Genomic DNA, 13,694 nt, shown 5'->3' on the forward strand with positions numbered 1-13,694 from the left:
TCTGTCTCCTTTCGGTTCAGCGGCCGGCCCAGTGGACCAGCCGGCGTTCGAGCAGCAGCAGCATCCGGTCGATCAGGATGCCGGTCAGGCCGATGACCAGGATGCCGACGAAGGCGTAGTCGGAGCGCAGGAAGCGGCCGGCATCGAGGATCATCCAGCCGATGCCGTTGCTGCCGGCGATGATCTCGGCGGCGATCAGCGTGCCGTAGACGATGCCGAGTGCGAGCCGGGCGCCGGTCAGGATCTCCGGCAGCGCGCTGGGCGCCACGACATGCCGGAAGATCTGCGCCCGCGAGGCGCCGAGGGATTGCGCCATGCGCAACCGCTCGGCGGGGATGTTGCGCACGCCGTCGCGCGCGGCGACGGCGGCGACCGGCAACGCGGCGAGGAAGAGCATGGTGATCTTGCTGGCCTCGCCGATACCGAGCCAGACGATCAGCAGCACGAGGTAGGCGAGCTGCGGCAGCGGCCGCAGGAACTCGACGAAGGGCGCCGCGGCGGCGTCGAGCCGGCGGGAGACGCCCATGGCGAGGCCCAGCGCCGTGCCGGCGACCGCCCCGGTCAGGAAGCCGGCGCCGACGCGGAGCAGGCTCATGCCGAGATGCTCGGCCATGGAGCGGCCCTTGTAGCCTTCCTCCATCAGCTCGGAGACGCCGGACCAGAGGTCGGCGGGGCCGGGCAGGAAGAGGTCGCGGATCAGCCCGGTGGTGGTGACGGCCACCCAGGCCCCGAGCACCACGGCGATCGACAGGCCGGTGACGACGAAGCCCGGGATGCGGCGCATCAGTCGCGCCCGCGCCAGTGGACGATGCCGCGGTCGAGCGCCCGCAGCCCCCAGGCCAGGCTGACGCCCAGCAGGCCGAGCACCAGGATGCAGAGGATGATGACGTCGTTGCGGAGGAAGTGGCTGGCCGAGATCACCATCCAGCCAAGCCCGTCGGACGCGGCCATGAGTTCCGCCGAGACGACGGTGGAGAAGGCCGCGGCAAGGGCGATCTGCAGCCCCGTGAAGATCATCGGCGCGGCGGAGGGCAGGACCACATGGCGGAAGACCTGGGTGCGCGAGGCGCCGAGCGCCTCAGCCGCCTGGATGCGCTGGCGGCGGACGCCGCTGATGCCGGCCGCACTTGCCGCGACGACGATCGGGAAGGCGGTGAGGAAGAGCAGGGCGGTCTTCGAGGCGTCGCCGGTGCCGAGCCAGAGGATCAGCAGGATCATGTAGGACAGTGGCGGCAGCGGCCGGAGGAGTTGGATGATCCAGTCGATCGCCGCGCCGGCCAGCCGGTTGCGCCCCATCCAGAGGCCGAGTGGCACGCCGGCGACGACGGCGAGGCCGAAGCCCCCGGCCAGCCGGCCCAGGGTGGAGAGGATGTTTCCGGCCAGGGTGGTGCCCCGGTAGCCGTCCCGGGTGATCTCGACCAGCGCGGCCCAGACCTGGGGCGGGGAAGGGAGCAGGTCCGCGGCGACGACACGGCCGCCGGCAAGTGCCCACCAGAACAGCAGCATGCCCAGCACGGATGCGCCGCCATAGAGACTGCGCGGCAGCGGGGCCCGCTGCCGGCGGGGCGTGGCCGGCACGGTCTGCGGCGCGGCGAGGCTGGCATCGGGCATGCGCGGGAGGGACCGAAGCTGTTCGGGCCTCGGTCCAGCAACGCCCATGCCATCCGACCCGGCATGAAAAAGGCCGCGGAGGTTGCCCTCCGCGGCCGGTTCAGCCGTGCGCGTGAATCAGACCGCGAGCCGTCGCTCGATTTAAACCGCGAGCCGTCGCTCGACGATCTGGGTCTTCATGCTCTTCTGCAGCTTCTCGAAGGCGCGCACCTCGATCTGGCGGACGCGTTCGCGGCTGATGTTGTATTGCTGGCTGAGCTCCTCGAGCGTCGTCGGCTCGTCCTTCAGCCGGCGTTCGATCAGGATGTGGCGCTCCCGCTCGTTCAGCGTCTTCAGCGCCTCGCCGAGCAGCATGCGGCGGTTGCCGATGTCCTCGCGGTCGGCGAGTTCGGATTCCTGGGTCTCCTGGTCGTCGACCAGCCAGTCCTGCCACTCGCCCTCGCTGTCGGCGCGCACCGGCGCGTTCAGCGAATGGTCGGGCGAGGCCAGGCGGCGGTTCATCGACACCACGTCCTGTTCCGGCACGGCCAGGACGCGGGCGATCTTCTCCACCTGCTCGGGCTTCAGGTCGCCGTCTTCCAGGGCAGCCATCTGGCCCTTCAACCGACGAAGATTGAAGAACAGCTTTTTCTGCGCCGCCGTCGTCCCCATCTTCACCAGCGACCAGCTGTGGAGGATGTATTCCTGGATGGCGGCACGGATCCACCACATGGCATAGGTGGCCAGGCGGAAGCCACGCTCCGGGTCGAAGCGCTTCACCGCCTGCATCATGCCGACATTGCCTTCGGAGATGAGCTCGCCGACCGGCAGGCCGTAGCCGCGGTAGCCCATGGCGATCTTGGCGACGAGGCGGAGATGGCTGGTGACGAGCTTGTGGGCGGCGCCCTCATCGCCCGCGTCGCGCCAGCGCTTTGCCAGCGAGAGCTCCTCGTCGGGCGACAGCATCGGGAATTTGCGGATCTCCTGCAGATAGCGGGAGAGGTTGCCCTCTGGGGCGATGGGAATGACGGAGCTGGAAGCCATCTGAGGTATCTGCCTCCTGCGCGCGGCGGGCCACCCCGTGACGGCGGGGCCCGGTCCACGACCGATCCTGGCAGTTCGAACGCCACCCAGGCCCACCAGACCGCACCTGCCCCGGTCACGTCGGGGCGAGAATGGCCGGTCCGGCCTTGTTTGGCACCTGATGACGCTGCCTTGGCTCGTTTTGTACCGTTTCCGGTGGGCGCTGTCCAGAAAAACCGAGTATCGGGGTTGGTTACTCCACGTTACCAGCCAGCAATGTGAGCAGCGCCGCGAAGTCCGCCGGCGGGGGAACCGAGAAGCTGAGCGCGCGGCCGGTGACCGGATGGCGGAAGCCCAGCGTGGCCGCGTGCAACGCCTGCCGCGGGAAGCTGAGCAGGGCCTGGCGGGCCGGTTCCCCGAGGCTGCGCGCCGCCGCCGGGGTCCGACGAAGATAGACCGGGTCCCCAACCACGGGGTGGCCGATCTCGGCAAGGTGAACGCGAATCTGGTGGGTCCGGCCGGTTGCAAGCCGGCAACGCAGCAGCGCGCAGGCGGCACCCCAGGCGCGTTCGCTGACGTAGCGGGTCAGGGCATGCTTCCCGCCGCGCTCCACCACCGCCATCCGCTTGCGGTCGATCGGGTGGCGGCCGATCGCGGCCTCGATCTCCCCGGCCGGCGGGTTGGGCAGGCCCCAGACCAGGGCCAGGTATTCGCGGTCGAGGTCGCGCTCGGCAAAGGCCAGGGACAGGGCCCGGTGGGCGCGTTCGGTCTTGGCCACGACCATGACGCCGGAGGTGTCCTTGTCGAGCCGGTGGACGATGCCCGGCCGCTTCTCCCCGCCGATGCCCGGCAGGTCCTCCCCCGCATGCGCCAGCAGGGCGTTGACCAGCGTGCCGTCGAGGTTGCCGGGGGCGGGGTGCACCACCAGGCCGGCCGGCTTGTCGAGGACGATCAGGTCGGCATCCTCGAACAGGATGGTCAGCGGGATGTCCTGCGGCAGCGGCAGGGCGGACACCGCGCCGGGGATGGCTAGGCTATAGGTGCTGCCGGCGCGGACCGGGTCGGCGGCGTCGCGCAGCGGCTTGCCGTCGCGGCTGGCGGCGCCAGCGGCGATCAGCGCCTTGACGCGGGAGCGCGAGAGCGAACCTATCGCCTCCGCGAGGAAACGGTCGGCCCGGAGGCCGGCCGACTCGGGCGCGGCGACCAGGGTGATGGTCTCGGCGGTGGTGGATTCGGAGGGGTGGTCGGTGCGCGCGCTCAATATACTCGTCGTTGTCATGGGGGTGCTGATCGTCGGCGGCACCCTGGCCCTGGTCGTGGTCCTCGTCCAGCGGGTTGGTGGCGGCGCCGCCACCGGGCGCTGGGACACCGCGCTGGAGCAGCCGGAGGGGACGCGCATCCTCGGCGTGGCGTCGAGCGAGACGGGAATCGGCGTGCTGGTGGCGCGGCCGGATGGCGAGCGGGTGCTGGTGGTCGAGCCGAAGGGCGGCCGGGTGGTCGGCGAGATCCGGCCCGGACGTTAGGGGCGGGGGGGGCCGACGATGGCGCACAAGCCGGCCTTGCCGGAAAAGACCTGTGCGGCCTGCGGGCGGGCCTTCGCCTGGCGGAGGAAATGGGCGCGGGACTGGGACAGCGTGCGCTACTGCTCGGATGCCTGCCGGGACGGGCGGTATGCGGCGGCACGGAAAGCGCTCGGAAAGCCGGTGAAGGGTGCTTGACCCTCCGGCGACCGGGCCCTAGAAGCCCCGCCACGACGCCTCCAGTCCCCTTCGTCTAGAGGCCTAGGACACCGCCCTCTCACGGCGGTAACAGGGGTTCGAATCCCCTAGGGGACGCCAGGCGCGTTTCATTCCCTTGCCGCCGTCGATGAGCGACACCCAGCCGCGGTGGCGGGCGGCTGATTCCTGCGCGGTGGTGCGTCGTCGCGTCCCGCATGCCGATCTTGCCGCGCCCGTGCAGCCCGGGCGTGCGCCGCCCCGGCATCGTCGCCGCGCCCGACCCCACCGACCATCTCCCGGGCAATCGTCGCCCAGCCGCTGTGCGGACGCGTCACATCCCGTGACCCCGTGCCGCACCCTGTCGCGGCCTCGGCAGAGCAATGCTGGGGACATGGCCATGGATCCCGGGTCGCAGGGCCGCGTCGCGCTCATCACCGGCCCGGCCAGGGGGAAGGGCGCCGCGGTGACCCGCGCCTCCGCGGCGGAGGGCTGCCGGCTGGCACTGGTCGGCCGCGCCGCCGCGGCGATCGACCCGGTGGCGGAGGCGGTGGGTGGCGCCTGGCTCACCGCCTGCGGCCTGATCGATGCCGCGGCCTGCGCGGCATCACCGGATCATTTGCGCCGGGGCTTGGCCCGCGCGTCTCGCTGCGCCCTAGGCGGCGGGCGGGGCCGGGTACCAGTCGTCGGGGTCCGGCCGCTGCCAGCCGGGGGCGGACCAGCGCACCTCGATGGTGGTGGTCAGGCTGCCCTCGGTCTCGAAATAGGCAAACTGGCTGCCGAGGTAGTTGCCCTCCATCAGCGCCGGCCAGCCGCGGGCGGCGAATTCGGCCTTCACCTCGTCCAGCGTGCGGTCGCCGTAGTCCACCATGACATGGTGGATGCCCTCGCCATGGTCGCGCAGGAACTCCTTGTAGATCGAGGGGCCGTCCAGCGGCTGGATCAGTGCCCACATCATGCTGCCGGTCCAGGCCAGGGCCAGCTTCATGCTGTAGGGCGTCTCGACCCCGCGGATCCGCATCCCGGTGAGCCTCGGCGGCGCATAGGTATAGACCCGCCAGGGGCCGACCCCGAGCTTGTGGGCATAGGCGGCCAGCGCTTTGTCCATGTCGCGCACCACGATGCCGACCTGGGTGATGCTGCGGACCAGCGGCGTGTCGGCCATTCCCTGCCTCGCTTTCCCTGCCGCCCGGCTTGCGCGGGCGGTCGAATGACCTAGGATCGTAGCCAAGAACCGATCCGGGGGAAGGTCCGATGCGCCGGCTGCCAGCCGCGTCGCCATGCCGCGTGCCCTGCCTCGCCCCGATCGGGCCCTGAGGCAGAGAGGAACGACCATGGCAGCCCCCCCTTCGGCCCGGCGCGACCGGATCAAGCCGCATTTCCCGAAGCTCGTCGAGATGACGAACACCTATGTCTATGGCGACCTGTGGGAGCGTCCGCAGCTCTCGAAGCGCGACCGCAGCCTGGTGACCATCGCCGCGCTGGTGGCGCTCGGCTGGGAGGACCAGCTCAACAGCCATGTCGGACGCGGCCTGGGCAATGGCCTCTCGCGCGAGGAGATTGCCGAGATCATCACGCATCTCTCGATGTATGCCGGCTGGCCGGCGGCGATGACGGCGTCGCACGTCGCGGTCGACGTGTTCGACGAGCAGGACAAGGCGAAGGGCTGAGCGCATGAAGATCGGATTCATCGGCCTCGGCACCATGGGTGCCTTCATGGCCGCCAACCTGCAGAAGTCGCAGTACAAGCTGGTGGTGCTGGACATGCGCCGCGAGGCCGCGGCGCAGCACCTCGAGGCCGGCGCCGAATGGGGCGCGACGCCGAAGGCGATCGCCGAGCAATGCGACGTGGTCTTCACCAGCCTGCCCGGGCCGCCGGAAGTGGAAGCCGTGGTCTTCGGCCCGGACGGCATCCTCGCCGGCGCGCATCCCGGCATGGCCTATTTCGATCTCTCGACCAACAGCCAGGCGCTGATGCGACGGGTCAATGCCGCGCTGGCCGGGAAGGGCGCGCATGGCTTCGACGCGCCGGTCTCCGGCGGGCCGAAGGGTGCCGAATCCGGCAAGCTGGCGATCTGGGTCGGCGGCGACAAGGCGATCTTCGACCGCCACAAGAAGGTATTGGACGCGATCGGCGACCAGGCCGCCTATATCGGCCCGATCGGCACCGCGACAGTCGCCAAGCTGGTGCACAACATGGCCGGCTACGCGGTGCAGACCGCGATGGCCGAGGTCTTCACCATGGGCGTCAAGGCGGGCATGGACCCGCTCGACCTCTGGAAAGCGGTGCGGCAGGGCGCTCTGGGCCGGCGGCGGACCTTCGACCGCGTCGCCGACCAGTTCCTGATCGGCAAGTACGACCCGCCGGCCTTCGCGCTGAAGCTGGCGCACAAGGACGTCACCCTGGCGACCACCATGGGCCGCGAGCTCGGCGTGCCGATGCGCTTCTGCCAGCTGACGCTGGAGGAGATGAACGAGGCGCTGGCGCGCGGCTGGGGCCACCGCGACAGCCGGGTGCCGATGCTGCTGCAGGTCGAGCGCGCCGGCGTCGAGATGGCGGCCGACCCCGCCGCCGTGCAGGCGGTGCTCGACGCCGACAAGGGCTGAGACGCGTGGTGGGGAGCCTGCTCGCGCGGCCCGGGACCATCGGCACGCTGCGGCTGAAGAACCGGATGATCATGGCGCCGATGGGGACCAATTTCGGCTCCAGCGACGGACTCTCCACAGAGCGCGACCGCCACTACTACGCGCTGCGCGCCGAGGGCGGCGTGGCGGCCATCGTCACCGAGGCGATGGCCGTCTCCGAGGGCGGCCGGGCGCACAACAACAGCCTGTGGATCTACCACGACCGCTTCATCCCCGGCCTGGCGCGCCTGGTCGCCGCGATCAAGGCGCATGACTGCCTGACCATCGGCCAGCTCAACCATCGCGGTGCGCTGCTGCGGCGCATGGTGCTGAACATGGAACCGGTCGGCCCATCCTCCTGGCGCAACCCGAACACGGGCGACGCGGTGCGGGCACTGGACCGCGCCGAGATCCTGGCGATCCAGAAGGATTTCGTCACCGCGGCGCGGCGGCTGTGGCAGGCGGGCTACGACGCGGTCGAGCTGCACGCGGCCAACGGGTACCTCTTCCAGCAATTCCTGACGCCGCGCATCAACCGCCGCGCCGATGACTACGGCGGCAGCATCGCCAACCGGGCGCGGCTGCTGCTGGAGACGGTGCATCGGCTGAAGGATGCGCTGCCCGACTTTCCGCTCTGGGTCCGGCTGTCCTGCACCGAGTATTGCGAGGACGGCTACCCGACCGAAGACATCGTCGCGGTGGCGCGGCTGCTGGAAGCCGCCGGCGTCGCGGCGCTCGACCTCTCCGGCGGCACGAACGAAAGCCCGGCGCTGTCGCGCTTCTGCATCCAGCCGCCGTCGATGCCGCGGCGGGCGCTGGAGCCGCATGCGCGGCCGATCAAGGCGGCGGTCGGCATCCCGACGATCCTTGCCGGCCGCATCATCGCCGCGGAGGATGCGGAGGGCGTGCTGGCCGCGGGCAGCGCGGATTTCATCTCGCTGGGCCGGGCGCTGACGGCGGATGCCTTCTGGCCGCGGAAGGCGATCACGGGGGCGCCGATCCGCGCCTGCATCTCCTGCAACGTCTGCTTCGAGCGGCTGACGCTGGAGAAGGACGTCGCCTGCGTGGTGAACCCCATGCTGGGCACGGAATTCGAGGAGCCGGCGCTGGCCGAACCGCGGCGCGTCGCGGCGCGGCCGTTGCGCGTGCTGGTGCTGGGCGCCGGCGTCGCCGGGGTGGAGGCGGCGCGCATGGCGGCCTCCTGCGGCCACAGGGTGACGATCTGGGAGACGGCGGCGCGGCCGGGCGGGCAGATCCACCTGGCGGTGGCCGCCCCCGACAAGGGGGAGGTGCGGCCGGTCTGGGACTGGCGGTGGGGCAGGATGGCGGCGCTGGGCGTCGAGGTGCGCTGCGGCGTGGATGCGACCGCGGCGATGATCCGCGACCACCGGCCCGACCATGTCGTGGTGGCGACCGGCGCGCGGCCGCGGCCGCTGGCGCTGGAGGGCGCCGCGCCGCTGCAGGCCTGGGACGTGATCGCCGACCCGGCGCTGGTGCCGGAAGGTGCCCGCGTCGCCATCATCGGCGGCGGCATCGTCGGGCTGGAGGTGGCCGACATGCTGGCGCTGCGCGGCTGCCGCATGACGGTGCTGGAGGCGCTGCCGGCGCTGGCGCCCGCCATGGCGCGCAACAACCGCACAGACCTGCTGATCCGCCTGCGGGCGGCCGGCACGGTGTTCCATACCAAGGCGCGGGTGCAGCGGCTGGCCGGCACGCGGCTGTCCTTCACGGTCGACGATACGCCGCACGCCATCGAGGCGGATCTGGTGATCGCCGCCATCGGCGCCGTCGCCAACCGCGACATGCTGCCGGCGGTCGAGGCCGCCGGGGTGCCCTTCACCCTGGTCGGCGATGCCAACCATCCCGGCGATTTCCTCTCCGTCCTCCGCGATGCCTCCATGACCGGCCTGGCCCTCGGCCTGCCCAGCGAAAGCCTGCCCGCATGATCCATGAGCTCTACGCCCTGCGCTACGCCCGCCGCGACGCCAGGCGGGCGGAGCATTTCATCGGCGGCGACCCGCATGATGCGCCGATGCCGATGGACTACTTCGTCTGGGCCGCGGTCGGCGGGGGCCGCGCCTGGATCATCGACACCGGCTTCACCGCGGAGGTCGCCGCGCGGCGCAAGCGGGAATACCTGCGCTGCCCGGTCGAGGGCCTGAGGCTGCTCGGCATCGACCCCGACGCGGTCGAGGACGTCATCATCAGCCACATGCACTACGACCATGTCGGCAGCTTCCACAAGTTCAAGCGCGCCCGCTTCCACCTGCAGGAGGAGGAGATGCGCTACGCCACCGGCCGCTACATGTGCCACCACAGGCTGCGCCATTCCTTCGAGGTCGAGGACGTCGCCGGCATCGTCCGCATGACCTTCGCCGACCGCGTGGTGTTCCACGACGGCGACCAGGAACTGGCGCCGGGCATCAGGCTGCATGCCTGCGGCGGCCATTCCATGGGGCTGCAATGCGTCACGGTGGAGACGGCGCGCGGCACGGTCGTGCTCGCCTCCGACGTCACCCATTTCTACGAGAACCTGGAGGCGAAGCGTCCCTTCACCACCGCTTTCCATGTCGGCGACATGCTGGAAGGCTTCGACAAGGTGAAGCGCCTGGCGCCGACCCCGAAGCATATCGTCCCCGGCCACGACCCGCTGGTGATGCAGCGCTACCCGGCGGTGCCCGGGCTGGAAGGCATCGCCGTGCGGCTGGACCTGGAACCCGGCGCATGAGGCGCCGCCTGCTGCTGCTGGGCGCCCTGGCCGCGCCGGCGGTCGGCCAGGCCCAGGCGCGCGCCCTGAAGATCGTCGTGCCCTTCCCGCCGGGCGGCGCCGCCGACATCACCGCGCGGCTGCTGGCGGAGCAGATGGCGCCGCTGCTCGGCCAGCCGGTGGTGATCGAGAACCGGCCCGGCGCCGGCGGCAACATCGCCGCCGAGGCGGTGGCGCGCAGCGCGCCGGACGGCGCCACGGTCTTCCTCGGCGGGGCGACGATCTTCTGCGCCAACCGCTATCTGTATCGCAACAGCATGCCCTTCGATGCGCTGCGCGACTTCGCGCATATCTCCCGCGTCTCGATCGGCACCACCTTGCTGGTGACCCGCGCCGACCGGCCCTGGCAGGATTTCGGCCAGCTGGTCGCCGCGGCCAAGGCAGCGCCGGGGCGGCTTTCCGCCGGCAATTCCGGCTGGGGCACGATCAGCAACCTGACCATCGCCAAGCTCTGCAGGTCGGCCGGCATCGAGATCGCCCAGGTGCCCTATCGCGGCCTGGCGCCGGGCATCAACGACCTGCTGGCCGGCAACCTCGATATGCTGTTCGACGGCCTGCCCGCCATCGTGCCGCATGTGCGGGAGGGACGGCTGCGGGCGCTGGCCGTCGGCAGCGCCAGGCGCGTCACCTACGTGCCCGGGATCGAGGCCGTGCCGGGCATGGCCGAGTTGATCCCCGGCACCGACATGGACATGGAATTCTGGTACTGCCTTTCCGCCCCCGCCGGCACGCCGGCGGATGTCGTGGCGCGGCTGCACCAAGCTTCCATCGGCGCGGCGCGGAACCCGGCCTATGCGGATAAGCTGCTGCCGCTCGGCTTCACCGCCATCACCGATGACAGCCCGGCCGCGCTCACCGATCTCATCCGCCGCGAGGATGCGGTCTGGAAGGGCCTTGTCGAATTGTCCGGCGTCAAGCTGGATTGAGTAGGGGACACGCCATGGCGGACGCACCACGCACGCTCTTCGAGAAGATCTGGTCGCGCCATCGGGTGATGGAGCGGGAGGATGGCCAGACCCTGCTCTATGTCGGGCGGCACCTGCTGCATGACGGCGGCGCCACCGCCTTCGACGTGCTGCGCAGGCGCGGGCTGAAGCCGCGCGCGCCGGACCGCATCTTCGCCACGCCCGACCACTATGTCTCGACCGCCTCCCGCACGCTGGCGGAGATCGAGGACCCGCGCCACCGCGAGATGGTGGAGAAGCTGGCGCGCAACACCGCCGAGCACGGCATCCGCGAATTCGGCCTGGGCGACCCGAACCAGGGCATCGTCCATGTGATGGGGCCGGAGACCGGCCTCTCGCAGCCCGGCCTGCTGATGGTCTGCGGCGACAGCCATACCTCGACGCATGGCGCGCTCGGCGCGCTGGCCTTCGGCATCGGCAGCACCGAGGTCGCGCATGTGCTGGCCAACCAGACGCTGTGGCAGCGCAAGCCGAAGACCATGCGCATCACGGTGGACGGCACGCTCGGGCCGCAGGTGACGGGCAAGGACGTGATCCTGGCGATCATCGCGCAGATCGGCGCCGCCGGCGCCACCGGCCATGTCATCGAGTACGCCGGCAGCGCCATCCGCGGGCTTTCCATGGAAGGGCGGCTGACGCTCTGCAACATGTCGATCGAGGCCGGCGGCCGCGCCGGCATGGTGGCCCCCGACGAGACCACCTTCGAATACCTCCGCGGCCGGCTCTATGCGCCGAAGGACGCCGAATGGGACCAGGCGGTGTCGCGCTGGCGCGAGCTGCCGAGCGACCCCGGCGCCGTCTTCGACACCGAGGTCCTGGTGGACGGCGATGCCATCCAGCCCATGGTGACCTGGGGCAACAGCCCGGAGGACGCGCTGCCGATCGGCGGCAGCATCCCCGACCCGGAAGCCGCGCCGGATGCCGAGCGGCGCGGCCAGATGGAGCGCATGCTGGCCTATATGGGCCTCGCCCCCGGCACGGCGCTGACCGACATCGCCATCGACCGGGTCTTCATCGGCAGCTGCACCAACGCCCGTATCGAGGACCTGCGCGCCGCCGCGGCCGTCGCCAGGGGCCGCAAGGTGGCCGATGGCGTCACCGCCTGGGTCGTCCCGGGCAGCGAGCCGGTCAAGCGCCAAGCGGAGGCCGAGGGGCTGCACCACGTCTTCACCGCCGCCGGCTTCGACTGGCGGCAGCCCGGCTGTTCCATGTGCCTCGGCACCAATGGCGACATTGCCCGGCCGGGGGAACGCGTCGCCTCCACCTCCAACCGCAACTTCATGGGCCGCCAGGGTCCCGGCGCGCGGACCCATCTGCTGAGCCCGGCCATGGCCGCGGCCGCCGCGGTCAGCGGCCATCTCGCGGATGTCCGCATGCTGACGGAGGCCTGAGCCATGGAAGCCTTTCGCCACCTGAATGCGGTCGCGGTGCCGCTGCCGCAGCCGAACATCGACACCGACCGCATCATCCCCGGCCGCTTCCTGTCCCGCCCGCGGGAGGTGGACCACGGGCAATTCCTGTTCCACGACGCGCGACGCTTGCCGGACGGCACGCAGGACCCGGATTTCCCGCTGAACCGGGCGGCGTGGCAGCCGGCCAGGATCGTCGTCGCCGGGCGCAACTTCGCCTGCGGCAGCTCGCGCGAAAGCGCGGTCTGGGCGCTGTTCGATGCCGGCTTCCGCTGCGCCATCGCCCCCAGCTTCGGCGACATCTTCCGCAGCAACGGCACCAAGAACGGGCTGCTGCCGGTGGTGCTGCCCGCCGAGGTGGTCGAGGACATCATCGCGCAGCTGGAAGCCGAGCCCGGTGCCCGCGTCACGGTGGACCTGCCGCTGCAGACCGTGACCGCGCCCGACGGCACGGCGCATCCTTTCGAGATCGACCCCTTCGCCAAGCATTGCCTGTTGCAGGGTCTCGACGATTTCGGCCTGACCGCGACCTACGAGGACGAGATCGCCGCCTTCGAGCGCCGCTACGGCCGGGAGAACACGCTGTGAGGGTCACCCGCCGCGCCGCGCTCGGCCTCGCGCTCGTCACCCCGGCCCTGGCGCAGGAGGACTGGCCGAACCGTCCCATCCGGCTGATCGTCGCCTTCGCCGCCGGCGGCGCCGCCGATACCGCGGCCCGCACCGTCGGCCAGAAGCTGGGCGATCTCCTCGGCCAGACGGTGGTGATCGAGAACCGCACCGGCGGCAATGCCGTCATCGCCGCCAACGCCACGCTGCAATCGCCGAAGGACGGCTACACCTTCCTGGTCGATGCGGCGAACCAGCTGACCAACCCGCCGCTGATGAAGGACCTCGGCTTCGACTACCGCACCGCCTTCATCCCCGTGTCGCAGTTCTGCCAGTTCCCGCAGGTGATCGCGGTCAAGCGCGACTTCCCGGCGCGGACGATCGCGGAGTTCATCGCCATCGCGAAGGACCGGCCGAACGCCATCAGCTACGGCACGCCCCCGGCCGCCGGCATGGGACACCTGGCCGGGGAGGTGTTCCAGAAGCGGGCCGGCATCCGGCTTATCCACACCCCCTATCGCGGCGGCGCCGACGCGGCGCGGGACATCGCCGCGGGCGTGGTCGATGCGGTGCTGATCACCACCTCCTCGATCCGCCCGCCGGTGCAGGCCGGCCAGGCGCGGGTGCTGGCGGTGACCAGCCCGCAGCGGGTGCCGACCCTGCCGGACGTCCCGACCCTCGCCGAAAGCGGCTTCCCTGGCTACGACATGAACGACTGGAACGGCGTCTTCGCCGCCGCCGGCACGCCGTCGCCGATCATCGACCGGCTGGCCGCCGCCATCGCCAAGGCGACGGCCGATGCCTCGGTCCGGCAGCGGATGGACGCCGCGGGCGCCATCATGGTGGGCAACAGCCCGGCCGAATTCGCCGCCTGGCTGGCCGCCCAGCGCATCGTCTGCGAGCAGGTGATCCGCGAGGCCGGGATCACGCTGGGCTGAGCGGGCAGGGGGCTCCTCAGCCGCCTTGGCGTGGGGGGGCCGCAGCGGCTATGAGG

15 protein-coding genes and 1 tRNA gene are annotated in these 13,694 nt (G+C 71.2%); 11 read left to right on the forward strand and 5 right to left on the reverse strand.

What is annotated here, in order from left to right:
• Positions 1-16: 16 nt before the first annotated feature.
• The 4 genes from ACFQS7_RS09335 to ACFQS7_RS09350 form a co-directional block, all read right to left on the reverse strand.
• Positions 17-784 carry an ABC transporter permease gene (locus tag ACFQS7_RS09335; RefSeq protein ID WP_380066768.1) on the reverse strand — a complete coding sequence of 256 codons (768 nt, stop codon included), beginning with the start codon at positions 782-784 and terminating at the stop codon, positions 17-19.
• On the reverse strand, positions 784-1,611 hold the full coding sequence (locus ACFQS7_RS09340) for an ABC transporter permease (protein ID WP_380066769.1): 828 nt from the start codon (positions 1,609-1,611) through the stop codon (positions 784-786). Before ACFQS7_RS09340 ends, ACFQS7_RS09335 begins: the two co-directional genes overlap by 1 nt.
• Before the next feature lie 141 nt (positions 1,612-1,752).
• On the reverse strand, positions 1,753-2,634 hold the full coding sequence (gene rpoH / locus ACFQS7_RS09345) for an RNA polymerase sigma factor RpoH (RefSeq protein ID WP_380066770.1): 882 nt from the start codon (positions 2,632-2,634) through the stop codon (positions 1,753-1,755).
• Positions 2,635-2,866: 232 nt separating this feature from the next.
• Positions 2,867-3,874: an RluA family pseudouridine synthase gene (locus tag ACFQS7_RS09350; protein ID WP_380066771.1), complete on the reverse strand. Its 1,008-nt coding sequence runs from the start codon at positions 3,872-3,874 to the stop codon at positions 2,867-2,869.
• On the opposite strand from ACFQS7_RS09350, the gene ACFQS7_RS09355 reads away from it, so the two are divergent.
• From ACFQS7_RS09355 to ACFQS7_RS09365, 3 genes are all read left to right on the forward strand, one after another.
• Positions 3,861-4,136, forward strand: a complete 276-nt coding sequence (locus ACFQS7_RS09355; protein WP_380066772.1) for a DUF6476 family protein — start codon at positions 3,861-3,863, stop codon at positions 4,134-4,136. The two genes, ACFQS7_RS09350 and ACFQS7_RS09355, sit on opposite strands and share 14 nt — an antisense overlap.
• 18 nt (positions 4,137-4,154) lie before the next feature.
• Positions 4,155-4,331, forward strand: a complete 177-nt coding sequence (locus tag ACFQS7_RS09360; RefSeq protein WP_380066773.1) for a DUF2256 domain-containing protein — start codon at positions 4,155-4,157, stop codon at positions 4,329-4,331.
• 44 nt (positions 4,332-4,375) lie between these two features.
• A tRNA-Glu gene (locus ACFQS7_RS09365) sits at positions 4,376-4,451 on the forward strand.
• Between the two features lie 532 nt (positions 4,452-4,983).
• On the opposite strand, the gene ACFQS7_RS09370 is transcribed toward ACFQS7_RS09365, so the two are convergent.
• A complete protein-coding gene (locus ACFQS7_RS09370; RefSeq protein WP_380066774.1) occupies positions 4,984-5,493 on the reverse strand; it encodes a VOC family protein in 510 nt (169 codons plus the stop codon).
• A 169-nt stretch (positions 5,494-5,662) separates the two neighbouring features.
• Here ACFQS7_RS09370 and ACFQS7_RS09375 point away from each other — a divergent pair, with 169 nt between their 5' ends.
• From ACFQS7_RS09375 to ACFQS7_RS09410, 8 genes are read left to right on the forward strand one after another with little or no spacing between them, the layout of a single operon-like run.
• Positions 5,663-5,998: a carboxymuconolactone decarboxylase family protein gene (locus ACFQS7_RS09375; RefSeq protein WP_380066775.1), complete on the forward strand. Its 336-nt coding sequence runs from the start codon at positions 5,663-5,665 to the stop codon at positions 5,996-5,998.
• Positions 5,999-6,002: 4 nt separating this feature from the next.
• Positions 6,003-6,935 carry an NAD(P)-dependent oxidoreductase gene (locus ACFQS7_RS09380; RefSeq protein WP_380066776.1) on the forward strand — a complete coding sequence of 311 codons (933 nt, stop codon included), beginning with the start codon at positions 6,003-6,005 and terminating at the stop codon, positions 6,933-6,935.
• Between the two features lie 8 nt (positions 6,936-6,943).
• Positions 6,944-8,899, forward strand: coding sequence for an FAD-dependent oxidoreductase (locus ACFQS7_RS09385; RefSeq protein ID WP_380066777.1), 1,956 nt, complete (start codon positions 6,944-6,946; stop codon positions 8,897-8,899).
• Positions 8,896-9,681 carry an N-acyl homoserine lactonase family protein gene (locus ACFQS7_RS09390; RefSeq protein ID WP_380066778.1) on the forward strand — a complete coding sequence of 262 codons (786 nt, stop codon included), beginning with the start codon at positions 8,896-8,898 and terminating at the stop codon, positions 9,679-9,681. The genes ACFQS7_RS09385 and ACFQS7_RS09390 overlap by 4 nt, the downstream gene beginning before the upstream one ends.
• On the forward strand, positions 9,678-10,646 hold the full coding sequence (locus ACFQS7_RS09395; RefSeq protein ID WP_380066779.1) for a tripartite tricarboxylate transporter substrate binding protein: 969 nt from the start codon (positions 9,678-9,680) through the stop codon (positions 10,644-10,646). Before ACFQS7_RS09390 ends, ACFQS7_RS09395 begins: the two co-directional genes overlap by 4 nt.
• A 14-nt stretch (positions 10,647-10,660) precedes the next feature.
• Positions 10,661-12,076, forward strand: coding sequence for a 3-isopropylmalate dehydratase large subunit (gene leuC, locus ACFQS7_RS09400; protein ID WP_380066780.1), 1,416 nt, complete (start codon positions 10,661-10,663; stop codon positions 12,074-12,076).
• A gap of 3 nt (positions 12,077-12,079) precedes the next feature.
• Positions 12,080-12,682 (forward strand): 3-isopropylmalate dehydratase small subunit, encoded by a 603-nt coding sequence (leuD, locus tag ACFQS7_RS09405; RefSeq protein ID WP_380066781.1) that lies wholly within the window; start codon positions 12,080-12,082, stop codon positions 12,680-12,682.
• The gene (locus tag ACFQS7_RS09410; RefSeq protein ID WP_380066782.1) at positions 12,679-13,638 is read left to right on the forward strand and encodes a Bug family tripartite tricarboxylate transporter substrate binding protein; all 960 of its coding nucleotides are present in this window, start codon (positions 12,679-12,681) and stop codon (positions 13,636-13,638) included. Before leuD ends, ACFQS7_RS09410 begins: the two co-directional genes overlap by 4 nt.
• The last annotated feature ends 56 nt before the right edge of the window (positions 13,639-13,694 follow it).

Origin of the sequence: Dankookia sp. GCM10030260, from assembly GCF_042666655.1 — a bacterium.
In the GTDB taxonomy this organism is placed as follows: domain Bacteria; phylum Pseudomonadota; class Alphaproteobacteria; order Acetobacterales; family Acetobacteraceae; genus Paracraurococcus.

Coding starts and splice junctions, on each gene's coding strand:
- ACFQS7_RS09335 (WP_380066768.1), bottom strand. CDS start 784: ATGCGCCGCATCCCGGGCTTCGTCGTCACCGGCCTGTCGATCGCCGTG.
- ACFQS7_RS09340 (WP_380066769.1), bottom strand. CDS start 1,611: ATGCCCGATGCCAGCCTCGCCGCGCCGCAGACCGTGCCGGCCACGCCC.
- rpoH (WP_380066770.1), bottom strand. CDS start 2,634: ATGGCTTCCAGCTCCGTCATTCCCATCGCCCCAGAGGGCAACCTCTCC.
- ACFQS7_RS09360 (WP_380066773.1), top strand. CDS start 4,155: ATGGCGCACAAGCCGGCCTTGCCGGAAAAGACCTGTGCGGCCTGCGGG.
- ACFQS7_RS09370 (WP_380066774.1), bottom strand. CDS start 5,493: ATGGCCGACACGCCGCTGGTCCGCAGCATCACCCAGGTCGGCATCGTG.
- ACFQS7_RS09375 (WP_380066775.1), top strand. CDS start 5,663: ATGGCAGCCCCCCCTTCGGCCCGGCGCGACCGGATCAAGCCGCATTTC.
- ACFQS7_RS09380 (WP_380066776.1), top strand. CDS start 6,003: ATGAAGATCGGATTCATCGGCCTCGGCACCATGGGTGCCTTCATGGCC.
- ACFQS7_RS09390 (WP_380066778.1), top strand. CDS start 8,896: ATGATCCATGAGCTCTACGCCCTGCGCTACGCCCGCCGCGACGCCAGG.
- ACFQS7_RS09395 (WP_380066779.1), top strand. CDS start 9,678: ATGAGGCGCCGCCTGCTGCTGCTGGGCGCCCTGGCCGCGCCGGCGGTC.
- leuC (WP_380066780.1), top strand. CDS start 10,661: ATGGCGGACGCACCACGCACGCTCTTCGAGAAGATCTGGTCGCGCCAT.
- leuD (WP_380066781.1), top strand. CDS start 12,080: ATGGAAGCCTTTCGCCACCTGAATGCGGTCGCGGTGCCGCTGCCGCAG.